Raw genomic sequence first — 22,482 nt, forward strand, 5'->3', positions numbered from 1 at the left:
CGGCGCGCGGAGGTGCGGCTAGCCCGCCTTGGCGGCGGTCGTCTCGGGGGCGTTCTCCGGGAAGTGGCAGGCCACCTGGTGGCCGGTGGCCAGCGCCTGCAGCGGCGGCTCGACCGTCTTGCAGATCTCCTGCGCCTTCCAGCAGCGGGTGTGGAAGCGGCAGGCGGGCGGCGGGTTGAGCGGGCTCGGCACGTCGCCGGTGAGGCGGATGCGCTCGCGTCCCTTGGCGCCCTTGGGGTCGGGCACGGGCACGGCCGACAGCAGCGCGTTGGTGTACGGGTGCATCGGCGAGGTGTAGAGCTGCTTGCGGTCGGCCACCTCGACGATCTTGCCGAGGTACATGACGGCGACGCGGTCGCTGATGTGCCGCACCACCGACAGGTCGTGGGCGATCACGACGTAGGTCAGGTCCAGCTCGCGCTGCAGGTCCTCCAGCAGGTTGACGACCTGGGCCTGGATGGACACGTCGAGCGCGGAGACCGGCTCGTCGGCGATGATGAGTTTGGGCTTGAGCGCGAGCGTACGGGCGATGCCGATGCGCTGGCGCTGCCCGCCGGAGAACTCGTGCGGGTAGCGGTTGTAGTGCTCGGGGTTGAGCCCGACCAGCTCCAGGATCTCCTGGACGGCCTTCTTGACGCCGTTCTCGGTCTGCACGCCCTGGATGCGGAACGGCGCGCCGACGATGGCGCCGACCGTGTGGCGGGGGTTGAGCGACGAGTAGGGGTCCTGGAAGATCATCTGCATGTCGCGCCTGAGCGGCCGCAGCCGGCCCTGGCTCATGTGCGTGATGTCCTGGCCCTCGAAGACCACCTTGCCGGCGGTGGGCTCCAGCAGGCGGGTGACCAGGCGTCCCGTGGTGGACTTGCCGCAGCCGGACTCCCCCACCAGGCCGAGCGTCTCGCCCTTGTACACCTCGAAGCTGATTCCGTCGACCGCCTTGACGGCGCCGACCTGCCTTTTGAGCAGGCCCTTCGTCACGGGGAAGTGCTTCTCCATGTCCTGCACGGAAAGAAGCAGCTCGTTGTCGCTCACTGGGTCTCCAGCACTGGCTTGATCTCGTTAACCCACAGGCTCTGCCGCTCGTCCCTGCTCATGTGGCAGCGCACCAGGTGGCCGCCCTCGGTCTCGGCGAGGGCCGGCACCTCGGTCGTGGCCTTGCCGGCGGTGCGCTCGGCGTACGGGCAGCGGGGGTGGAAGGCGCAGCCCGGCGGCACGTTGATGAGGGACGGCGGCGAGCCCTTGATCGGCAGCAGCCGCTCGGTGGGCTCGCGGTCGAGCCGCGGCATGGAGCCCAGCAGGCCCCAGGTGTAGGGGTGCTCGGGGCGGTAGAAGACGTCGTCGGTGGTGCCGTACTCGACGCACTTGCCGGCGTACATGACGAGGATGTCGTCGGACAGCTCGGCGACCACGCCCAGGTCGTGGGTGATGACGATGAGCGCGGAGTTGAACTCGCGCTGCAGGTCGCGCATCAGGTCGAGGATCTGCGCCTGGACGGTCACGTCGAGCGCGGTGGTGGGCTCGTCGGCGATGAGCAGCTCGGGGTCGCACGACAGCGCCATGGCGATCATGGCGCGCTGGCGCATGCCGCCGGAGAACTCGTGCGGGTAGCTGTCGACGCGCCTGGCCGGCTCGGGGATGCCGACGCGGCCGAGCATGTCGACGGCGTGCTTGCGGGCGACCTGCTTGGAGACGCCGTTGTGGATCCGGTACGCCTCGATGATCTGGTGGCCGACCGTGTAGAAGGGGTGCATCGACGACAGCGGATCCTGGAAGATCATCGCCATCTTCTTGCCGCGCAGCTTGCGCACGTGCTCGGCGGAGGCGCCGATGAGCTCCTCGCCGTCGAGCCAGATCTCGCCGGAGATGCGGGCCCGGCCGCCCTTGTGCAGGCCGAGCACGCCGAGGCTGGTCACGCTCTTGCCGGAGCCCGACTCGCCGACGATGCCGAGGGTCTTGCCCCGCTCGACGCTGAACGACAGCCCGTCGACGGAGCGGACGAGGCCGTCGTCGGTCGGGAAGTGGATCTTCAGGTCCTTGACGTCAAGAAAGCTCACGACAACCTCACCCTCGGGTCGACCACGGCGTACAGCAGGTCGACGACCAGGCTCGCGACCACCACGAATCCGGCGGCGACGAGCACGACACCCATGACCTGCGGCAGGTCCTGGTTCCTGATCGCCAGGATGGCGAACTGGCCGAGCCCGGGCAGAGTATAGGTGGTCTCGGTGAGCACGGCGCCGCCGATGAGCAGGCCGAAGTCGATGCCGAACAGGGTCAGGATCGGGGTGAGCGCGGCGCGCAGGCCGTGCTTGACCACCACCTGGTTCTCCCGCAGGCCCTTGGCTCTGGCGGTGCGGATGTAGTCCTCGCCCATCGTCTCCAGCATGCCCGCCCGGGTGAGCCGGGCGTACGTGGCGGCGAACAGGAACGCCAGCGTGATCCACGGCAGCAGCAGGTTGTACGCCCATTGCAGCGGATTGACGGTGAAGTCGGTCCAGGCGCCGCCCGGCGGCGTCCAGCCGAGGCCGTAACTGAAGACGACCAGGGAGATCATGCCGGTGAAGAAGATGGGCAGCGAGACGCCGGCCAGGGCGGTGCCCATGGAGATCCGGTCGAAGAAGCTGCCTCTTCGCAGGGCCGACAGCACGCCGACGCTGACGCCGCCGATCACCCACAGCAGGGCGGCGCCGATGGCCAGCGAGAAGGTGGTCGGCATGCGGTCGAGCAGGTCCGGCCAGACGGGCTGGCCGGAGATGAAGGAGTAGCCGAAGCAGGGCGCGGGGCACTGCTCGACGCCGGCGCCGTAGTCGTACTCGGCTCCGGCGACCAGGCCCTTGACGAACCTGCCGTACTGCACGACGACCGGGTCGTTGAAGCCGAGCCGTTCGGCCACCAGGTGGACGGTCTCCGGAGTGGCCGCCCGGCCGACGTACCGCGACGCGAGGGCCTCGGGTGTCGCCCCGGCCCACTGCGGCACGACGAAGAAGATGCCGAACGTGACCATGCTGATCAATATGAGCATGGCGATCGCGCCGATCAGACGCCTGATGATGTATGTGACCACCGCTACCGGCCGAGTGGCCCGCCCGCCGGGGCGGGCGGGCCACTCCTGCCTTCACCTGCCTTCGCTAGATCCCCGAACCTCGCCTGGTCACTCGACGCCGAGCAAGATGTAGTCGTACATGCTCTGGCCCTCGTTGTAGGCGAGGTTCGTCACGCCCTGACCGCGCATGAGCAGCGACTTGGCCCACACGACCGGCAGGAGGGACGCGTCCTCCATGACCTTCTTGTCGACCTCGACCCACAGCTTGGCGCGGGCGGTGTCGTCGAGCTCGGCGGAGGCCTGGTCGATCAGCTTGTCGACCTCCGGGCTCTTGACGCTGAGGTTGTAGTTGCCGGCCTTGCGGATGGTGCGGCTGTCGACGATGGCCTGCATGAAGCCGTAGCCGTCGGGCCAGTCGGAGCCCCAGCCGTGCGTGGCAAGGCCGATCTTGTTGCTCTTGACGTAGTCGGTGTTACCGGCGTAGTCGGAGAAGTAGCTGGAGGCCGGGAAGCCCTTGAGGTCGAGCTTGATGTTCACCTTGGCGAGGGCCTGCTGCATGGCCTCGGCCAGCGCCTTCTCGCGCGGGCGGTCCGAGCGGAACGCCATGGTGGTCTCGAAGCCGTTCGGCTGGCCGCAGGCGGCGAGGGCCTGCTTGGCCTTCTCGACGTCACCCTTGTTCTCGGGGCTGGCGTACAGGTCGAACTTCTCCTGGCCGACGATGGGCGGCGGCATGACGTTGGTGGCGATGTCGCCACCGGCCAGCGGGCCTCCGTAGGCGGTCTGGTTGGCGACGCGGTCCGCGGCGAACATCACGGCCTTGCGGCAGTCGAGGTTGTCGAGCGGCGCGTTGTCCGGGATGACCGAGACGTACCAGAGCCTGGGGATCGTCGGGTTGTCCGTACGGGCCTTGAGCGCCGGGTCCGGCAGCACCTTGCCCAGCGCGGCCGGCTGCAGGCCGGTGCCGGGGATGTCGAGGTGGATGTCGCCGGAGATCAGCTGGTTGTCGAGGTCGTCGGCGTTGACGTTCAGCTGGACCTCGATGCGGTCCGGCAGGGCCGGCCTGTTCGGGTCGGTCGCCGGGTCCCACTGGTCGTTGCGGACCAGGGTGAAGCGCTTGCCGATCTCGTTGGTCTCGAACTTGTACGGGCCGGAGGAGACGACGTGCTCCTTGTACTTGGCGCCCGTGTCCTTGTCCTTCGGCACCGGAGCCGTCATCGGCATCTGGACGATGTAGTCCATCGACGCGAACGGCTTCTTCAGGTGGAAGACGACGGTGCTGTCGTCGGTGGCCTCGACGGCGGACTTGTAGTCGACGTCCGGGGACTTGTAGACGCCCTTGAAGTCCTTCGGCCAGTCGAGCAGCTCGTTGAGGTAGGAGGGGCCGTGCGCGAAGGTCTCCTTGTCGAAGGAGCGCGCCACCGCGTAGGCCACGTCCTTGGCCGTGATCGGGGTGCCGTCCTCGAACTTCAGGCCGCTCTTCAGCTTGTACGTCCAGGTCTTGCCGCCGTCGCTGGCCTCGCCGAGCCCTTCGGCCAGGTCGGGGATGACGGTGTTGCCCTCGGGGCCGGGACCCGGCTTGTACATCGTCAGCGTCCGCCAGTAGAAGCGGCCGAAGTTGAACGAGTAGCCGTAGTAGGTGTCACCCGGGTCGAGGCTGTCCCAGTCGGAGGAGTGGGCCGCCTTCAGCGTCCCGCCCTTCTTCGTGGACGGGTTGTAGACCGAGGTGAGCGCGGCGTTGAACGCGGGTTGCGCGGCACCGCCTGACGCCGACTGGGCGGGCTGCTGTGAGGTATTCCCACCTCCGCCGCCACAGGCGGAGAGCACCAGGGCGAGGGCCGCTGTCGCGGCTCCGGCCAGTGCGTGTTTCCTTCTCATTGACTAACCCCTTGATGAGTGAGATGCGGGGGATGAAGCGTTGGCGGGACTCAGTGGGCCCGTGGGTCGAAGGCGTCGCGCAGCCCGTCGCCGAACAGGTTGAACGCCAGGACCGTGATGAAGATCGCCAGCCCCGGGAAGAGCACGAAGTGGGGCAGTGTGTAGAAGCGGACCGCCTCGGACAGCATGCCACCCCAGGTCGGGGTGGGCGGGCTGACGCCGACGCCGAGGAACGACAGCGCGGCCTCGAAGAGGATGTTGGTCGGGATGAGCAGCGTCGCGTAGACCAGGATCGGCGCCAGCAGGTTCGGCAGGATCTCGCGGAAGAGGATGTAGCCGTGGCGGGCGCCGAGGCTCTTGGCGGCGTCGACGAACTCGCGCTCGCGCAGCGACAGCGTCTGGCCGCGCACGATGCGGCCGATGCTGGGCCAGCTGAAGAAGCCGATGATGAAGATCAGCATGGCGATGCGCAGCCCGTTGCCCTCCAGGCCGAACCCCTCGTCGGGAATGACGCCGGCCAGCGCGATGGCGAAGACCAGCAGCGGGAAGGCGAGGAAGACGTCCATGAGCCGGCCGATGATCTGGTCGACCCAGCCGCCGAAGTAACCGGCGATGACGCCGAGCGTGGTGCCGATGATGACCGACAGCAGCGTGGCCACGAAGCCGATCAGCAGCGAGATCCACGCGCCGGCGACGATGCGGCTGAAGATGTCGCGGCCGTTGACCGGTTCGACGCCGAGCAGGTATTCGCCGCCCACGCCGCCGAAGGCGCCCTTGGGCAGCAGCGTGTTCGGGTCGATCTCGTCCTGGTGGAACTCCAGGGGCGGGTGGCCGAACACGGAGATGATCGGCGAGGAGAAGATCGCGACGAGGATCAGCAGGATGACGATGATGCCGCCGGTGAGTGCGACCTTGTCGCGGCGCAGCCGCATCCAGGCGATCCTGGTGAGGGATCGGCCTTGGATGGCCTTGCCCGTCCCGGCGAGGACAGCCTCCGGGTTCGCCTCGGCTGCTGAACCGGGAACGTCGAGCGGTGCGGTCATTCCGTAATGCCCCCTGCTGACAAGACGACGCAGTCATTGCGTGCTGACTCTAGACCGCTTGTCGCGACCTCATGGGGCAGAATCTATGGCCTGAGCTGCGCTGACTAGTCCCTCAGGCCGCTATGTGGCCAATCCGTGATTGTTGCGAAACTCATTCGTATTGATCTTGAACGGATTGTCTAGGGCGAGTTCCGGTTACGTCTCGGAACCGTGACATAGTCACCAGGCGTGTCCGTTCAGCTGATGCCGCGCCGCTTGAGGAGCTCCTCGATGTCGGAGAAGTCGTCGTCGCCCTTGCTCGCCGGCTTCTGGTTCACGGCGGGCCGCGGCTTGGCCGCCCCGGCGGATTTCTGGGCCGCCTGCTGGGCCGGCTGCTGGGCGGCCTGCGGGCCCGCCGCTCCGGCGCCGGCCTCCGGCGTCCCGGCGGCCGGCTTCTTCCGCCCCAAGGACAGCTTCCTGCCGCGCATCACGCCGGACACCACGAACAGCACGACCGACAGCCCGGCCAGCGCCACGCCCGCCCACACGGCGGGGTTGAGCACCAGCCCCGTCACGAAGCCCACCACGGTGGTGCCGATCGTCCACAGCGACTGCAGCGCGCCCGTGAGGTAGGCGGCCAGCGGCAGCAGCGCCCAGGCCGTCACGCGCATGCCGGCCGCCGCGCCCCGGCGCCGGAACGCCAGGAAGGCCAGCACCAGCCCCGCTATGGTCACACCGGCGCACAGCGGCATCCAGGCGATCGCGTTAAAGGTGTCCATCTCGCCGCCCCCTAGTCCGTGGCTCTTGCTTTACCATCCTGGCACGCGAAGGCCCGTGCGCCTCCTCCGTGAGAACCACTTTTCCCTTAGGGGAACGTGCCTACGGCCCCAGAAGTGCCCTCAGGTCCGCGACCCCTACGTCTGTCAGGGACGTCACCACCAGCCGCCCCGGCGCCTGCTCGACGGGCAGCAGGCTCGGCACCGCCACCACCGCGCAGCCGGCCGCCGTCGCCGCGGCCACCCCGTTCGGGGAGTCCTCCAGCACCACGCAGCGCACCGGCTCGGCCCCGAGCCGCCGCGCGGCCGTCAGGTAGGGCTCCGGGTCCGGCTTCGTACGGGTGACGTCGTCGGCCGTCACCACCAGGTCGAACCGCTCCCTGCCGACGCTCTTCAGCACCGCGTCGGCGATCGGCCGCAGCGAGGAGGTGACCAGCGCCACCGGCACCCCCTCGTCGCGCAGCGCGTCGAGCAGCTCGGACGCGCCCGGCATGACGGGCACACCGTCCTGCAGCCGGGCCACCATGCCGTCGATCATCCACTCCCGCACGGCCTGCGGCGCCACCTCGGCGCCCGAGACCGCCAGCATGTAGTCGACCGTGCGCTCCATGGAGCCGCCCACCAGGTGGGCCTGGTGCTCGGGCGTCCACGCGGCGCCCAGCCTGGCCATCACCCCGGTCTCGATCTCCAGCCAGACGCGCTCGCTGTCCACCAGCAGGCCGTCCATGTCGAAGAAGACGGCGTCCATGAAGTGCTCTCCCCGATCGGTCGGCGGTTCTCACCAGATCACGCTGCCGCCCCTGCGCGCACGGCGAACCGCCCGATGCCGGGCGCGCGGCGGGACCGGGCGGGTCAGACGTTGAAGTATTTCGCCTCGGGGTGGTGGGCGACCAGCGCCGAGGTGGCCTGCTCGGGGTGGAGCTGGAACTCCTCCGACAGCGTCACCCCGATGCGCTCGGGGTCGAGCAGCTCGAACAGCTGCTTCTGGTCCTCCAGGTTGGGGCAGGCCGGGTAGCCGAAGGAGTAGCGGCAGCCCTGGACGTTGACCTTGAGCATGTCGTCGAGCGACTCGTCGCCGCCGATGCCCCACTCCGCGCGCACCCGGGCGTGCCAGTATTCGGCCAGCGCCTCGGTGAGCTGCACCGACAGGCCGTGCAGCTCGAGGTAGTCGCGGTAGGCGTCTTTGGCGAACAGCTCGGCCGTGGCCTCGGAGATCTTGGCGCCCATGGTGGCCACCTGGAAGCCGACGACGTCGACCTCTCCGCTGTCCTTCGGGCGGAAGAAGTCGGACAGGCACAGGTGGCGGTCGCGGCGCTGGCGCGGGAACGTGAAGCGGGTGCGCTCATTACCGGCGTCGTCGAGGATGATCAGCGAGTCGCCGTCGGAGACGCACGGGAAGTAGCCGTAGACGACGGCCGCCTCCAGCAGGCCCTCGGTCTGCATGCGGTCGAGCCACATGCGCAGCCGCGGCCGGCCCTCGGTCTCGACCAGCTCCTCGTAGCCGGGGCCCTCGCCGCCCCTGGTGGGCTTGAGCCCCCACTGGCCGAGGAACAGGGCGCGCTCGTCGAGGAAGGCGGCGTAGTCGGTCAGCGAGATGCCCTTGACCAGGCGGTCGCCGTGGAAGGGCGCGCGCGGCACCGGGTTGTCGGCGGCGACGTCGGAGCGGGCCGGCAGCTCCTCGACGGGCGTGCGGACGAGCGTGGCACCGGTCTTGACGCGCCGCTCGCGCAGCGGCGGCAGCGTCGCGCCCGCCTCGCCGCGCTTGACCGCCATGAACGCGTCCATCAGCCGCAGCCCCTCGAACGCGTCACGGGCGTAGCGCACCTCGCCCTCGAACAGCTCGGCGAGGTCCTGCTCGACGTAGGCGCGGGTGAGCGCGGCCCCGCCGAGCAGCACCGGGTAGCGCTGCGACAGGCCCCTGGAGTTCATCTCCTCCAGGTTCTCCTTCATGATGACCGTCGACTTGACCAGCAGGCCCGACATGCCGATGACGTCGGCCTTCTGCTCGTCGGCGGTCTCGAGGATGGCCGAGACCGGCTGCTTGATGCCGAGGTTGACGACCTGGTAGCCGTTGTTGGACAGGATGATGTCGACGAGGTTCTTGCCGATGTCGTGGACGTCGCCCTTGACGGTGGCCAGCACGATGCGGCCCTTGGTCTCGCCCTCGACGCGGTCCATGTGGGGCTCGAGGTAGGCGACGGCGGCCTTCATCACCTCGGCCGACTGCAGCACGAACGGCAGCTGCATCTGCCCCGAGCCGAACAGCTCGCCGACCGTCTTCATGCCGTCGAGCAGCACGTCGTTGATGATCTCCAGGGCGGGGCGCTGGTCGAGCGCGGTGTCGAGGTCGGCCTCGAGGCCCTTGCGCTCGCCGTCGATGATGCGCCGCTTGAGCCGCTCCCACAGCGGCAGCGCGGCCAGCTCCTCGGCCTTGCCGGCGCGCATGGCGGCGGCGTCGACCCCTTCGAACAGATCCATGAAGCGCTGCAGCGGGTCGTAGCCCTCGCGGCGGCGGTCGTAGACCATGTCGAGGGCGACCTGGCGCTGCTCGTCGGGGATGCGCGCCATCGGCAGGATCTTGGAGGCGTGGACGATGGCGGAGTCGAGCCCCGCGTTGACGCACTCGTTGAGGAACACCGAGTTGAGCACCATGCGGGCGGCCGGGTTGAGGCCGAAGCTGATGTTGGACAGGCCCAGCGTGGTCTGCACGCCCGGGTAGCGGCGCTTGAGCTCGCGGATCGCCTCGATGGTCTCCAGGCCGTCGCGCCTGGTCTCCTCCTGGCCGGTGGCGATGGGGAAGGTCAGGCAGTCGACGATGATGTCCTCGACCCGCATGCCCCAGTTGCCGGTGAGGTCTTCGACCAGGCGGGTGGCCACCCGCACCTTGTGGTCGGCGGTGCGGGCCTGGCCCTCCTCGTCGATGGTGAGGGCGACCACGGCGGCGCCGTGCTCGCGGACCAGCCGCATGATCTTCTGGAAGCGGGAGTCGGGGCCGTCGCCGTCCTCGTAGTTGACGGAGTTGACCGCGGCGCGCCCGCCCAGCATCTCGAGACCGGCCTGCAGCACCGCGGGCTCGGTGGAGTCGAGCATGATCGGCAGCGTGGAGGCGGTGGCGAAGCGGAAGGCCAGCTCCTTCATGTCGGTCACGCCGTCGCGGCCGACGTAGTCGACGCACAGGTCGAGCATGTGGGCGCCGTCGCGGGCCTGGTCGCGGGCCGTCTCGACGCAGTCGTCCCAGCGGCCGGCCAGCATGGCCTCGCGGAAGGCCTTGGAGCCGTTGGTGTTGCAGCGCTCGCCGATGGCGAGGTAGGAGGTGTCCTGGCGGAACGGGACGGTCTGGTAGAGCGAGGAGGCGCCGGGCTCGGGGCGGGGCCGGCGGGTGGCGGGCTGCTTGCCGCGCACCTTCTCGACCACCTGGCGCAGGTGCTCGGGCGTGGTGCCGCAGCAGCCGCCCACCAGCGACAGGCCGTAGTCGCGGGTGAAGGTCTGGTGGGCCTCGGCCAGCTCCTGCGCGCTCAGCGGGTAGTAGGCGCCGTCGGCGGTCAGCACCGGCAGGCCGGCGTTGGGCATGCAGGACAGCTTGAGCCTGGAGTGGCGGGCGAGGTAGCGCAGGTGCTCGCTCATCTCGGCGGGGCCGGTCGCGCAGTTGAGCCCGACGATGTCGACGCCGAGCGGCTCGATCGCGGTGAGGGCGGCGCCGATCTCGGAGCCGAGCAGCATGGCGCCGTTGGTCTCGATGGTGACCTGGGCGATGATCGGGATGTCGCGGCCGGCCGCCTCGATGGCCCGCTTGGCGCCGACCACGGCGGCCTTGACCTGGAGCAGGTCCTGGCAGGTCTCGATGATGAGCGCGTCGGCGCCGCCGGCGATCAGGCCGGCCGCGTTGTCGCGGTAGGCATCGCGCAGGCTCGCGTAGGGCAGGTGGCCGAGCGTCGGCAGCTTGGTGCCGGGGCCCATGGAGCCGAGCACGAAGCGCGGCTGGTCGGGGGTGGCCCAGTGGTCGGCGGCCTCGCGGGCGATGCGGGCGCCGGCCTCGGAGTATTCGAAGACGCGGTCGGAGATGTCGTATTCGCCGAGCGCGGCGAGGTTGGCGCCGAAGGTGTTGGTCTCGACACAGTCGACGCCGACCGCGAAGTAGGCGTCGTGGACGCCGCGCACGATGTCGGGGCGGGTGACGTTGAGCACCTCGTTGCAGCCCTCGTGCCCGTGGAAGTCGTCGAGCGTGGGGTCCTGGGCCTGGAGCATCGTGCCCATCGCCCCGTCGGCCACGATGACGCGCTGGGACAACACTTCTCGGAAGGACGGGGAGATGCTCATGAGGTTCAGCTTATCGGGTGGGCTTCGAGCGCCGCTCGCACGCCGCTCGCACGCCGCTCGACCGCCTCAGGCGACGGCCTGAGGCCCTGTGGGGGCGGCGTCGGCGGGGTGCGGCGGTTCATTCCCGGCGTTTCGTGATCGTTGTCTTGCGGGGCGCGTTCGCGGGTCGCGAACGGGGCAGGGCGGCATTAGGGGGGAGATCGGTGACGGCGATGCCCCCTCACCGCATAGGCTTAGCGGGACGAAGGGAAGTGGAGGCGACACGTGATAGAGCTCGAAGGGCTCCCCGAGCTCGTCGACCCGGTGCTCATCGCCGCGTTCGAGGGGTGGAACGACGCGGGTGAGGCTTCCAGCGGCGTGATCGCCCATCTCGAGTCGGCCTGGAAGGCAGAGCCGCTGGTGGCACTCGACCCCGACGACTACTACGACTTCCAGGTCACCAGGCCCGTGGTGGAGATGACCGACGGGCTGGCCCAGTCGATCGTGTGGCCGACGACGCGGCTGCTGCGCGCGCGGCCCCCGGGCGTCGAGCGCGACGTGGTGCTGCTGCGCGGCATCGAGCCCAACATGCGCTGGCGCTCGTTCTGCGACGACATCATCTACGTCTGCCGCGAGCTCGGCATCGAGCTGGCCGTCATGCTCGGCGCGCTGCTCAACGACTCGCCGCACACCAGGCCCGTGCCGATCCTCGGCGGCGCCACCACCGAGGGGCTGGCCCGCTCGACGGGGCTGGAGCTGAGCCGCTACGAGGGCCCGACCGGCATCGTGGGCGTGCTGCAGCACGCGTTCGGCAAGGCGGGGCTCGACGCGATCTCGCTGTGGGCCTCGGTGCCCCACTACGTCGCGCAGCCGCCCAACCCCAAGGCGACGCTGGCGCTGCTGCGCCGGCTGGAGGACGTCCTGGAGATCCCGATGCCGCTGGGCGACCTCGACGAGGAGGCCAGGGCGTGGGAGCGTGGCGTCGACGAGCTGGCCTCGCAGGACAGCGAGGTCGCCGAATACGTCAAGGAGCTCGAGGAGCGCAAGGACGCCGCCGAGCTGCCCGAGGCCAGCGGCGACGCGATCGCGGCGGAGTTCGAGCGCTACCTGCGACGTAGAGATCGCGACACGGACAGCTAACTCTCAGGTAGTGAATCTGCCCAATTTTCTCGTTCTCAGGTAATAATCGGGGACCACCAGATCCCGACAAGCCGGGACTCCAGAGTTAGCCGGCCGGAAACTCCGGCTTCGCACGTGATGCCTACATCCTCCGACCGCGCACGTTAGGCATGCCATGGCGACATCCCATGTTGACCCGCACCAGAGGAGCCAGGACACCCGGCGGCGCATCCTCGAGATGGCCGTCTCGCTCAGGGAGGACCGTGCCGGCGGCTCGGTGGACCACTTCCTCGCGCTGCTCCAGGATCGGCTTCCTCTCTGGTTGAGCATTTTGCATGATTTAGCCCATCGCACAGGAAAAGGGTCCGTTTCCGACAATCTTCTGCCTGTGGCGCGGGCCGGCATCGACTATTACATCGACGTCCAGAGCGCCGCGCTGCCGGCCTTCACCTCGCCCAACGTCACCGTACGCTTCCGCCAGGCCATCAAGCAGACCGGGCTCGGGCCGCGTACGGAGACCACGCCGCTGGCCGCGTACCTGGCGGCCGAGCAGCGGCTGGGCCGCATCAGGGCCGACGCCGACCCCGAGGCGAGCGCGCGGCTGCTGGTCGCGGGCTGCTTCCACCGGGCCTACATCGAGATGTTCGTCGGCGCCGACGCCGCGCCGTCCAGGGACGCCACTGCTCGCGAGATCGTCCGCGAGCTGCGCCTCGACCCCGTCTGATCTTCTTTCACGTCTTCTTTCTGGTCATGCCCGGCGCAGGGTGCGGGGCATGGCGGCGGAGCGGCGTACGGCCTCGTCGTAGCGGTGCCAGATCAGCGCCGCCACGTCGAGGTCGGCGCCCAGCGGCTCGCTGACCACGGCGGCGGGACGGCCCGCGGCCACCGCGGCCAGCCTGTCGTGGAAGAAGCCCGGCGCGAGCACGTACGAGGCGATCGCCACCCGCGCGGCCGGGGTCGAGGCGAGCCGTTCCATGGCCTCGTCCAGCGACGGCGTGCCCGCCGACGCGAACGCGGCGGTCACCGGGCGGGCCAGCCGCACGGCGAGCTGGTGCGCGGCGGCGCGCACGTCGGCCAGCGCCGCCGGGTCGGACGAGCCGGCCGCGCCGAGCAGCACCGCGTCGGTGGCGCGCAGGCCCGCGCGGGCCAGTTTGCGCGCCAGCGCCGAGGTGAGCAGCCGGTGCGGGCCGAGCCAGCGGGCCACCACCGCCTCCGGCCGGTGCTCGGCGACGACGCGGGGCAGGTCGACGTGCACGTGGTAGCCGCCGGCCAGCAGCAGCGGCACGACCACCACCGGCCCGCGCACGGCGGGCAGCACCTGCGCCAGCAGCGGCGAGCTGAGCTCCAGGTAGCTGAGCTCCACGCGGTGTCCTGGACGTGCGGCCCTGGCGGTCCGCGCGAGCGCGGCCAGCGTCCGCTCCCCCGCGGGGTCGCGGGTGCCGTGGGCGGCCAGGACGAGCGTGGGGGTCATCGGCCGGCTCCGGCGGGAACGGGCCACGGCATGCGGAACTCCTCGGTGAGCGGGGCGGGGGTCATCGACGGCCACCGGCCCCGGGCGGGCCGGGTGGTGGGCTCGGGGGTGGGTGGTGCGAGGGTCAAAGGCCGGCCTCGTACAGGCAGGCGAGCCGGTAGCCGCGCTTGACCACGGTCTCGACGATGCCGCCGGGCCCGAGCGCGCGGCGCAGCCGGGTGATGGCCATCTCCACGGCGTGCTCGGCCGAGTCGCGGGCGACGCTGCCCGGCAGCACCGTACGCAGGTCGGCCCGCGACACCACGTGGCCCGGCTTGTCGGCCAGGCGCTTGAGCACCGCCATCGGCGCCGGCGGCAGCGGCCGCAGCTCGCCGTCCACGACCACGGCGTGGCCGCGGATCTCCAGCCGGTGGCCGCCCGCGACGAGCCGGGTGACGCCGTGCTCGGGCAGGTGCCTGGCCAGGGCGCGGGCGAGCGCGCCGAGCCGGGAGCGGTCGGGCTGCAGGGTGGGCACGCCGCGCGAGGCGAGCGGGTCGGCGGTGACGGGGCCGACGCAGGCCGCCACGACCGAGCCGCCGAACGCGGCGAGCAGCGCCTCCTCCAGGCCGTCGGCGCGGGCGGCGTTCAGCATGGCGTGCACGGCGGGCGCGCTGGTGAAGGCCACCGCGTCCACCGAGCCGGAGACGGTCTGGCTGATGAGTCGGCGCAGCGGCGAGATGTCGCGGTACGGCAGCCACCGGTAGACCGGGATCTCGATCACCTCGGCCCCGGCGGCGCGCAGGTCGGCGACGAAGTCGCGCAGCGGCTCGCCGTGCTGCTGGACGGCGATGCGCCGCCCGCGCAGGTCCTGGGCGAGGAGGTGCTCCTTGACCTCCTGGCAGGACTCGGTCGAGGGGGTCCAGTGGTCGTTGAGCCCGGCGGCCCGCACCGCTCCCCTGGCCTTGGGGCCGCGGGTGAGCAGGCGGGCGTTGGCGAGGTGCTCGCCGAGCTCGGCGGACAGGCCCCAGCCCTCGGCGGCGGCCATCCAGCCGCGGAAGCCGACACCGGTGGTGACGACCACGTCGTCGAGCGGGGCCCGCAGGCTCTGCCGGGTGGCGGCGAGCAGGTCGGCGTCCTCGGCGAGGGGGACGAGGCGGATCGCGGGGGCGCTGACCACGCGGGCGCCGCGGCGCTCCAGCAGGGCGCCGAACTCCTCGCGCCGTCTCGTCGCGGTCACGCCGACGGTGAAGCCCGCCAGCGCGTCGGGCGCCGTCTCCGGTGACGAGCCGCCCTCCAGGGGAAGCGCGCTCATGCGTGCACCTCCAGATAGTCGGGGACGCCTGGCCGGGCCCCGAGCACCCGGCCAGGCATCACAGGTGCGTGTGACGCAAGTGAGATCACCCTCCGATACTGCTTTCGGGTGGTTTCGCCCGGGGGTCTCCTCTGTTACCGCTGTGCTACAAGGCTGCGGTGGCGCGATTGGCCGGGCGCGGGCGGGGGAAACGTTCTCCGTGACGAGGCCGCCTATCGGGGAGTCGCGGGTGACGGTCCTGCCTATTCGCATGTTCGGCGATCCGGTGCTGCGCACGGTCGCCGAGCCGGTCAAGGATTTCGATCGGGAGCTGCGCCGGCTGGTGAAGTCGCTGACGGCGACGCTGCGGGCGGGCGCGGGGCGGGCCGGGCTGGCGGCCCCGCAGCTCGGCGAGCCGGTACGCGTGGTGGTCTACGACTACGACGGCAAGTCGGGCCACCTGGTCAACCCGCGGCTGGAGTTGTCACAGCGGCGGGTGACGGCCGATGAGGCGTGCCTGTCGGCGCCGGGCGCGTGGTGGCCACTGGAACGTTCCTACATGGTCACCGCGCGTGGCCGTGACATGTTCGGCAAGCCTGTCACCGTCAGGGCGCTCGGCACGCTGGCGCGGGTGCTCCAGCACGAGACCGACCACCTCGACGGCGTGCTGTTCAGTGACCACCTCGAAGCGGACGAGCGGGAACGTTTTCTCGCGGCTCTGCCAGGCTGAGCTCGCGCCGCTGCCCGGGGTCGGTGCCGCCCCACACGCCGTACGCCTGCCGGGTGTCCAGGGCGTATGCCAGGCATGGTTCGCGTACGGGGCAGCGGGCGCACACCCGCTTGGCCCGGTCGGCCTGCGACTGGCTCGGCCCTTCCATCGAGATCGGGAAGAACAGCTCGGGGTCGAGGTCCAGGCAGGCTGCTCTGCGTGTCCAGTCGAGCATCATCATCATGCTCCTCGCGCCTACCCATGCCTCAGGGCGTCATACCTCGCTGAGCAGGCGGTCCCAGTCCCGCAGGAAGCGGTCCAGCCCGTAGCGGGCCAGAGCGGCGGCCCTGGCGGCCTTGCCCGCCTGGCTCGCCCGCTCCGGATCCCCCGCGAACTCGGCCAGCGCGTCGGCCAGCACGTGCACCTTGGTCGACAGCACGCCGGCCTCGGGCGGCACCGCCTCGATCGCCTCGGTGGCGGCCAGCGCGACGACCGGCATGCCGAGCGTCATGGCCTCGATGAGGGCGAGGCCCAGCGAGGTCCAGCGGTAGGGGTGCAGGTAGACGCGCCGCTTGGCCAGCTCGGCGTGCATGACGTGCTGGGGCAGGTCCTCGTACGTGCCGTACGGCAGCCCGTCCACCTTCATGCCGAACACGTCGAGCGGCACCCGCTCGGCGAAGCGCGGCAGCAGGTCGGTGCCGGCGACGCGGGTGCGGCGCACCGGCTCGTTGACGACGACGCCGGCCCTGGCCAGCTCGCCGCTGTAGAGGTGTCCTGGGTCGGGGACGCCGTGCTCGATGACGCGGGTGGGGGCGCGGCCGTTGTCCCAGTAGAGCTCGTTGAAGTGGGTGACGTGCACGAGCGTGACGTCGCTCTGGTCCGCCAGCGGGTGGCGGGTGCGGGGCACGTCGCCCGCGGGGGTGTTGTGCTCGACGTAGACGGCGGGCAGGCGGGAGACGCGCGGGCCGAGCCATTCGCGGGCCAGGTCGACCTCGTACGGGCGCTGGTAGACGACGGCGTCCACCTGCTCGTCGCGCAGCCGGTCCCAGGGCACCTCGCGGGCGCTGTCCGGCCAGTCGTACGTGGCCGCCCGCCCCCGGCCATCGGGACCACGGCCGGGGACGAGCGGGAGCAGGTACTCGTGCGACCCGCGGATGAACGCGCTGGTCCACGAGCCGTGAACGTGCCAGAGGAGGATCTTCACCAGCGGCTCCAGCCCATGGCGCGGGCCCAGGGGGCCGAGACGGCGGGCACCGGCTCCTCCGCGCCGCTCAGCACGCGCTCGACGACGTCGCTCAGGTCGTCGGCGACCTCGGGCGCCCGCTCGATCTCCTCCTCCAGGGTCTGCTCGGTGGGCACGAGGATGCCCCTGGCCCCCGCGGCCCTGGCCGCGTCCATGTCGCGGCCGATGTCGCCGACGACCACGCAGTCGCGCGGGCTGACGTCGAGCACCGCGGCGGCCCTGATCACCAGGCCGGGCGCGGGCTTGCGGCAGGTGCAGCCGTCGGCGTCGTCGTGTACGCAGATCGCCCACGCGTCGAACGGGCCGAGCAGCTCCTCCACCTTGGCGTTCACCTGGTCCATCTCGTCCGGCGACAGCAGGCCCTTGGCGACGCCCGACTGGTTGGTGACCACGGCCACCGGCACGTCGGCCCGTCTCAGCCGGCCCAGCGCCTCCACCGCGCCCGGCATGGGTTCGACCAGGCCGGGATCGCCGTTGTAGGGCACGTCCCTGATCAAGGTTCCGTCCCGGTCGAAGAGCACGGCCCCGGGACGCCGCTTTTCGAACACCATTCACCTCCGTCGCGTGCCCGGCAGCTACCCGGGGCCCGCCTCGGCAAACAACTACTCAGCGTGAGCAATCCCAGGCGGCCACGCCCGTTTTGGCCTCTTCCGGGCCTGTTCGCGGTCGCGTCAGGTTTGAGGGCCGCTTCTCTCGGTAGCGGTTCTCGACATCCTCAGGGGGAGGAAGCATGAGATTTCTCGGCATCAACGCGATCTTCCACGACCCGGCCGCCGCGCTCGTGGCCGACGGGAGGATCGTGGCCGCGGCCGAAGAGGAACGCTTCAGCCGCCGCAAGCACGGCAAGAGACCGCTCGCCTTCTCCGCCTGGGAGCTGCCCGAGCTGGCCGCCGCCTGGTGCCTGAGCGAGGCGGGCCTCTCGCCCGAGGACATCGACGCCGTCGCCTACTCCTACGACCCTTCGCTGGTGGTCCAGCGGCCGGAGGGCGACTGGGAGGACCTGCGCACCCGGTACGCCGTCCGGGCACCCGCCTTCCTCGCCACGGCCCTGCCCGGCCTGGACCCCGGGCAGGTCAGCTACGTGCCGCACCACGTCGCGCACGCGGCCTCGGCGGGCCTCGCCTCGCCGTGGCGCGACTGCGCGGTGCTGGTGTGCGACGGGCGCGGCGAGAACGTCTCCCACCTCGCCGGCCGCTACCGGGGCGGCGAGCTGGAGATCCTCGCCACCCAGGAGCTGCCGCACTCGCTCGGCCTGATGTACGAGGACGTCACCCAGCACCTCGGCTTCCTGCGCTCCAGCGACGAGTACAAGGTGATGGCGATGGCCTCCTACGGCCGCCCCCGCCACCTGGAGGCGCTGCGCGAGGTGATCTACACGACCGGCGACGGCGGGTTCCGCGTCGAGCCGGTCGACTGGAACGTCTACGCCAAAGCGCTCAAGAAGGGCACTCCCTGGACCTCCGACCACGCCGACCTGGCCGCCAGCGTGCAGGCCCGGCTGGAGGAGGTGCTGCTGGAGCTGGTGCGCTGGCTGCACGAGCGGACCGGGGAGCGGCGGCTGGCGCTGGCGGGCGGGGTGGCGCTCAACTGCGTGGCCAACACCCGGCTGCTGGACGAGGGGCCGTTCGACGAGGTGTGGGTGCAGCCGGCGGCCGGCGACTCGGGCACCGCGCTGGGCGGGGCGCTGCACCTGGCGCAGGTCTACGGCGAACCGGCCGCGCCCATGAGCTGCCCGGCCCTGGGGCGCGGCTTCACCGACGAGGAGCTGGGGGCGTGGCTGGACGTGGCGCGGGTGCCGTACACGCGGCCGGCCGACCTGGGCGCGGCGGTGGCGGCCGAACTGGCCGCCGACCGGATCGTGGCCTGGTTCCAGGGCCGCTCCGAGTACGGGCCGCGGGCCCTCGGGCACCGGTCCTTGCTGGCGCATCCGGGCGATCCGCGCAACACCGAGCGGCTCAACGACGTCAAGGGGCGCGAGCAGTTCCGTCCCGTCGCGCCGATGGTGCTGGAGACGCGGGCGCGGGAGATCTTCGGGCGGGGGCCTGTGCCGTCGCCGTACATGCTGTTCGTGCACGACGTGCACCCGGACTGGGCGGCGCGCATCCCCGCCGTCGTGCACGTGGACGGGACGGCCCGCATCCAGACCGTCTCGCCCGAGCGGCAGCCGCTGATGGCGCGGGTGCTGAGCGAGTTCGAGGCCCGGACGGGGCTGCCCGTGGTGGTCAACACGAGCCTCAACACCGCCGGTCGGCCGATGGTGGACGACCCGCGTGACGCGCTGGAGTGCTTCGGGTCCGCACCCGTGGACGTGCTGGCGCTCGGGCCCTATCTGGTGCGGCGCGGGGAGGTGTTCGGCTGATGTTCACCGTGGTGATCCCCACCGTCGGGCGGGCCACGCTGCGCGAGACGCTCGCCGCCGTGGGGTCCGACGTGCCGGTGGTCGTGGTGGACGATCGTCGCGGCGATCCCGGGGCGCTGCACGTTCCCGCGCACGTACGGGTGGTGCGCGCGGGCGGGCGCGGGCCCGCGGCGGCGCGCAACGCGGGCTGGCGGGCCGCCGACACCCCGTGGGTGGTCTTCCTGGACGACGACGTGATCCCCGCCTCCGGGTGGGCGCAGGCGGTCTGGAAGGACCTGGTGGACCTGCCGCCCGAGGTGGCGGGCAGCCAGGGCAGGATCCGGGTGCCCCGGCCCGTGCGGCGCAGGCCGACCGACGCCGAGCGGCACACCGCCGGGCTGTCGGGCGCGCTGTGGGTGACGGCCGACATGGCGTACCGGCGCGAGGTGCTGCAGGCCATGGGCGGTTTCGACGAGCGCTTCCCGCGCGCCTACCGGGAGGACGCCGATCTCGCGCTGCGGGTCTCGCGGGCCGGGCACCGGCTGGTCAAGGGCGACCGGGTGACCACGCATCCCGTCCGGGACGACGGGTTCTGGGCGAGCGTGCGCTTCCAGCGGGGCAACGCCGACGACGCGCTCATGCGGCGGCTGCACGGGCCCGGCTGGCGGGCGGCGATCGGCGGCGCGCCGGGACGGCTGCGCCTGCACGCCGCCACGACCGCCGCCGGCCTCACGGCCGCCCTGCTGGGCGTCGCGACCACCGCCACCCGCGCCGGCGCCGGCCGGGCGCGTGCCGGCGGCGCCATCAGGAGCGGCGGCGCCCGCCGCGGAGGCGCGGGCCCCGGTGTGGGCCCCGGTGTGGGCCCCGGTGTGGGCCCGGGTGTGGGTATCGCGGCGCTGGCGGCGGGTGCGGTGTGGGCCGCGCTGACCGCCGAGTTCGCCTGGCGGCGGATCGCGCCGGGCCCGCGTACGCCGGGTGAGGTGCTGCGGATGGCCGTCACCAGCGTGCTGATCCCGCCGGTCGCCTGCGCGCACCGGTTGCGGGGGGAATGGAGAGTGCGGCGATGACAGGTCCCGCAGACCGCGGACCGGACCCGGGACCCGATCGGGGGCGGGTGCTGGTGGCGCGGCTGGACGATGCCGGTGACGTGCTGCTGGCCGGGCCCGCCGTGCGCGCCGTGCGCACGCGGGCCGCCGAGGTCGTCTTCCTGGCCGGCCCGAACGGCAGGGCGGCGGCCGAGCTGCTGCCCGGCGTGGACCAGGTGGAGACCTGGCACGCCCCGTGGATCGACCACACGCCGCCGCCCGTCACCAGGGACCAGGTCGAGGACCTGATCGGCCGCGTCGGGGACGTGGACGAGGCGGTGCTGCTCACCTCGTTCCACCAGTCGGCGCTGCCGCTGGCGCTGCTGCTCAGGCTGGCCGGGGTGGCGCGGATCACCGCGATCAGCAACGACTACCCCGGCGCGCTGCTGGACGTGCGGCACGTCGTGGACGAGAGCGTGGACGTGCCGGAGGCCGAACGCATGCTCGCGGTCGCGCAGGCGGCCGGATTCACGCTGCCACCGGGCGATGACGGCGTTCTCGCAGTTCGGCGGCCATTGCCGGATATCCGCCCGGAAACAGGGCACTTGCTAGGCGCCGGCGCCGATGCCGGTGAAGGCGCGTATGTCGTGGTGCACCCGGGGACCTCGGCGCCCGCCCGTACCTGGCCCGCTGATCGGCACCGTCAGACGGTGCGGGAGCTGGCCGAGGACGGGCACCGGGTCGTCGTGACCGGCACAGAACGTGACCTCACCGCCTACGTGGCCGACGACGTCGCGGCCGATCTGGGCGGAGTGACCACCTTCGCGGAACTGGCCGCCGTCATCGAGCGCGCCGGCGTGCTCGTGGCCGGGAACACCGGTCCCGCGCACCTGGCCGCGGCGGTCGGTACGCCGGTCGTGAGCCTGTTCGCCCCCGTGGTCCCGCTGGTGCGGTGGGCCCCGTACGGCGTGCCCTCCGTCGTGCTGGGCGACCAGCACGCGCCCTGCCGTGGAAGCAGGGCGCGCGTCTGCCCGGTGCCGGGGCACCCGTGCCTGTCCCAGGTGACGAGTGAGCAGGTGGTCAAGGCAGTGAGGGAGCTGACTCAGTGAAGGTCGATCTCATCTCGGAGCACGCGGACCCGCTGGCGGCGGTCGGCGGCGTCGACTCCGGCGGCCAGAACGTCTACGTCGCCGCGCTGGCCGTCGCCCTCGCCGAGCGCGGGCACACGGTCGCCGTGCACACCCGCCGCTCCTCCGAGGAGCAACCCGAGTCCGTGCGCCTGGCGCCGGGCGTCACGGTCGAGTACGTCACCGCTGGTCCCGCGGCCCCCGTGCCGAAGGACGAGCTGCCCCCGTACATGCCGGAGTTCACCGAACGACTGGCCGAGCGCTGGGCGGCGCGCCCGCCGGACATCGTGCACGCGCACTTCTGGATGAGCGGCCAGGCGGCGCTGCAGGCGGCCGGCGGACTGCCGGTGGTGCAGACCTTCCACGCGCTCGGCACCGTCAAGCGGCGCTGGCAGGGCGAGGCGGACACCAGCCCGGCGCACCGGATCGACACCGAGCGCGAGATCGGCAAGCGGGCCGACGCGGTGCTCGCCACCTGCAGCGACGAGGTGAGCGAGCTGTGCGCGATGGGCATCCCGGAGCAGCGCGTCTCGGTCGTCCCGTGCGGGGTCGACCTGGAGGCGTTCCGCCCCGACGGGCCCGTGGCGCCGCGCACGGACGGGCCGATGGTGCTGAGCATCGGCCGCATGGTGGCGCGCAAGGGCGTGGACACGCTGATCAGGGCGATGCGCCAGCTCCCCGACGCCGAGCTGGTGATCGCCGGCGGCGGGCCGGGCGACGAGGAGGCGGCCAGGCTCAGGGACCTGGCCGACGGCTACGGCATGGGCCACCGCGTGCACGTCATCGGCAGCGTGCCCAGGCGCCACGTGCCCGCGCTGATGCGCGCGGCCGACGTCGTGGTCACCGTGCCCTGGTACGAGCCGTTCGGCATGGTGCCCGTCGAGGCGATGGCGTGCGGGGTGCCCGTCGTGGCCTCGGCGGTCGGCGGCCACCTCGACACGGTGGCGGGCTGCGGCGTGCTGGTGCCGCCGCGCAGGCCCCGCGCTCTGGCCAGGGCGCTCAAGGACGTGCTCGGCGACCCTCGGCGGCGCGCGGAGATCGGCGCGGCCGGCGCCCGCCGGGCCCGCGAGCGCTACGGCTGGCCGCGCGTCGCCGAGCTCACCGAGGCCGTGTACACGCAGGTCATCGACGGCAAGGTCGGCCGGCTGGCCGTCCTGGGGGGTTGATC

At 71.7% G+C, this 22,482-nt stretch carries 20 protein-coding genes; 7 read left to right on the forward strand and 13 right to left on the reverse strand.

Going from position 1 to position 22,482, the window contains the following annotated elements; all coding sequences use genetic code 11:
* Nucleotides 1-18: 18 nt before the first annotated feature.
* The 8 genes from ACFFR3_RS30495 to metH form a co-directional block, all read right to left on the reverse strand.
* Nucleotides 19-996 (reverse strand): ABC transporter ATP-binding protein, encoded by a 978-nt coding sequence (locus tag ACFFR3_RS30495; protein ID WP_345409233.1) that lies wholly within the window; start codon nucleotides 994-996, stop codon nucleotides 19-21.
* A 32-nt stretch (nucleotides 997-1,028) separates the two neighbouring features.
* Entirely contained in the window at nucleotides 1,029-2,054 is a 1,026-nt protein-coding gene (locus ACFFR3_RS30500; protein WP_345385900.1) for an ABC transporter ATP-binding protein, read from the reverse strand.
* Nucleotides 2,051-3,064, reverse strand: a complete 1,014-nt coding sequence (locus ACFFR3_RS30505) for an ABC transporter permease (protein ID WP_345385902.1) — start codon at nucleotides 3,062-3,064, stop codon at nucleotides 2,051-2,053. The genes ACFFR3_RS30500 and ACFFR3_RS30505 overlap by 4 nt, the downstream gene beginning before the upstream one ends.
* Before the next feature lie 87 nt (nucleotides 3,065-3,151).
* Entirely contained in the window at nucleotides 3,152-4,918 is a 1,767-nt protein-coding gene (locus tag ACFFR3_RS30510) for an ABC transporter substrate-binding protein (RefSeq protein WP_345385904.1), read from the reverse strand.
* A gap of 50 nt (nucleotides 4,919-4,968) precedes the next feature.
* Nucleotides 4,969-5,961 (reverse strand): ABC transporter permease, encoded by a 993-nt coding sequence (locus tag ACFFR3_RS30515; protein ID WP_345385906.1) that lies wholly within the window; start codon nucleotides 5,959-5,961, stop codon nucleotides 4,969-4,971.
* A gap of 236 nt (nucleotides 5,962-6,197) precedes the next feature.
* Complete coding sequence (locus tag ACFFR3_RS30520; RefSeq protein ID WP_345385908.1) at nucleotides 6,198-6,719, reverse strand: cellulose synthase; 522 nt, start codon at nucleotides 6,717-6,719, stop codon at nucleotides 6,198-6,200.
* Nucleotides 6,720-6,819: 100 nt separating this feature from the next.
* A complete protein-coding gene (locus tag ACFFR3_RS30525) occupies nucleotides 6,820-7,464 on the reverse strand; it encodes an HAD family hydrolase (RefSeq protein WP_345385910.1) in 645 nt (214 codons plus the stop codon).
* Between the two features lie 104 nt (nucleotides 7,465-7,568).
* The gene (gene metH, locus ACFFR3_RS30530) at nucleotides 7,569-11,033 is read right to left on the reverse strand and encodes a methionine synthase (protein ID WP_379484257.1); all 3,465 of its coding nucleotides are present in this window, start codon (nucleotides 11,031-11,033) and stop codon (nucleotides 7,569-7,571) included.
* 264 nt (nucleotides 11,034-11,297) lie between these two features.
* Between metH and ACFFR3_RS30535 the strand changes: the two genes are divergently transcribed.
* A complete protein-coding gene (locus ACFFR3_RS30535) occupies nucleotides 11,298-12,152 on the forward strand; it encodes a PAC2 family protein (protein ID WP_364378280.1) in 855 nt (284 codons plus the stop codon).
* A 367-nt stretch (nucleotides 12,153-12,519) separates the two neighbouring features.
* Complete coding sequence (locus ACFFR3_RS30540) at nucleotides 12,520-12,855, forward strand: TetR/AcrR family transcriptional regulator C-terminal domain-containing protein (RefSeq protein WP_345385912.1); 336 nt, start codon at nucleotides 12,520-12,522, stop codon at nucleotides 12,853-12,855.
* Between the two features lie 24 nt (nucleotides 12,856-12,879).
* On the opposite strand, the gene ACFFR3_RS30545 is transcribed toward ACFFR3_RS30540, so the two are convergent.
* Together ACFFR3_RS30545 and ACFFR3_RS30550 are read right to left on the reverse strand one after the other, a co-directional pair.
* Nucleotides 12,880-13,602, reverse strand: coding sequence for a sirohydrochlorin chelatase (locus tag ACFFR3_RS30545; RefSeq protein WP_364378275.1), 723 nt, complete (start codon nucleotides 13,600-13,602; stop codon nucleotides 12,880-12,882).
* A gap of 124 nt (nucleotides 13,603-13,726) precedes the next feature.
* The gene (locus ACFFR3_RS30550; protein WP_364378273.1) at nucleotides 13,727-14,893 is read right to left on the reverse strand and encodes a uroporphyrinogen-III synthase; all 1,167 of its coding nucleotides are present in this window, start codon (nucleotides 14,891-14,893) and stop codon (nucleotides 13,727-13,729) included.
* A gap of 229 nt (nucleotides 14,894-15,122) precedes the next feature.
* Here ACFFR3_RS30550 and ACFFR3_RS30555 point away from each other — a divergent pair, with 229 nt between their 5' ends.
* On the forward strand, nucleotides 15,123-15,602 hold the full coding sequence (locus tag ACFFR3_RS30555; protein WP_364378271.1) for a peptide deformylase: 480 nt from the start codon (nucleotides 15,123-15,125) through the stop codon (nucleotides 15,600-15,602).
* On the opposite strand, the gene ACFFR3_RS30560 is transcribed toward ACFFR3_RS30555, so the two are convergent.
* The 3 genes from ACFFR3_RS30560 to ACFFR3_RS30570 are packed head-to-tail and all read right to left on the reverse strand — an operon-like array spanning nucleotide 15,544 to nucleotide 17,375.
* Nucleotides 15,544-15,825, reverse strand: coding sequence for a WhiB family transcriptional regulator (locus ACFFR3_RS30560; protein ID WP_345385920.1), 282 nt, complete (start codon nucleotides 15,823-15,825; stop codon nucleotides 15,544-15,546). The two genes, ACFFR3_RS30555 and ACFFR3_RS30560, sit on opposite strands and share 59 nt — an antisense overlap.
* Before the next feature lie 30 nt (nucleotides 15,826-15,855).
* The gene (locus tag ACFFR3_RS30565) at nucleotides 15,856-16,785 is read right to left on the reverse strand and encodes a glycosyltransferase (RefSeq protein ID WP_364378268.1); all 930 of its coding nucleotides are present in this window, start codon (nucleotides 16,783-16,785) and stop codon (nucleotides 15,856-15,858) included.
* Complete coding sequence (locus ACFFR3_RS30570; RefSeq protein ID WP_364378266.1) at nucleotides 16,782-17,375, reverse strand: D-glycero-alpha-D-manno-heptose-1,7-bisphosphate 7-phosphatase; 594 nt, start codon at nucleotides 17,373-17,375, stop codon at nucleotides 16,782-16,784. The genes ACFFR3_RS30565 and ACFFR3_RS30570 overlap by 4 nt, the downstream gene beginning before the upstream one ends.
* Before the next feature lie 179 nt (nucleotides 17,376-17,554).
* Here ACFFR3_RS30570 and ACFFR3_RS30575 point away from each other — a divergent pair, with 179 nt between their 5' ends.
* The 4 genes from ACFFR3_RS30575 to ACFFR3_RS30590 are packed head-to-tail and all read left to right on the forward strand — an operon-like array spanning nucleotide 17,555 to nucleotide 22,480.
* Nucleotides 17,555-19,183, forward strand: coding sequence for a carbamoyltransferase family protein (locus ACFFR3_RS30575; RefSeq protein ID WP_379484258.1), 1,629 nt, complete (start codon nucleotides 17,555-17,557; stop codon nucleotides 19,181-19,183).
* Nucleotides 19,183-20,229: a glycosyltransferase family 2 protein gene (locus tag ACFFR3_RS30580; RefSeq protein WP_379484259.1), complete on the forward strand. Its 1,047-nt coding sequence runs from the start codon at nucleotides 19,183-19,185 to the stop codon at nucleotides 20,227-20,229. Before ACFFR3_RS30575 ends, ACFFR3_RS30580 begins: the two co-directional genes overlap by 1 nt.
* Nucleotides 20,226-21,296 carry a glycosyltransferase family 9 protein gene (locus tag ACFFR3_RS30585; RefSeq protein ID WP_379484260.1) on the forward strand — a complete coding sequence of 357 codons (1,071 nt, stop codon included), beginning with the start codon at nucleotides 20,226-20,228 and terminating at the stop codon, nucleotides 21,294-21,296. Before ACFFR3_RS30580 ends, ACFFR3_RS30585 begins: the two co-directional genes overlap by 4 nt.
* Entirely contained in the window at nucleotides 21,293-22,480 is a 1,188-nt protein-coding gene (locus ACFFR3_RS30590) for a glycosyltransferase (protein ID WP_379484261.1), read from the forward strand. Before ACFFR3_RS30585 ends, ACFFR3_RS30590 begins: the two co-directional genes overlap by 4 nt.
* Nucleotides 22,481-22,482: the final 2 nt, after the last annotated feature.

Source organism: Nonomuraea salmonea, from assembly GCF_042428605.1.
GTDB classification, from domain to species: domain Bacteria; phylum Actinomycetota; class Actinomycetes; order Streptosporangiales; family Streptosporangiaceae; genus Nonomuraea; species Nonomuraea salmonea.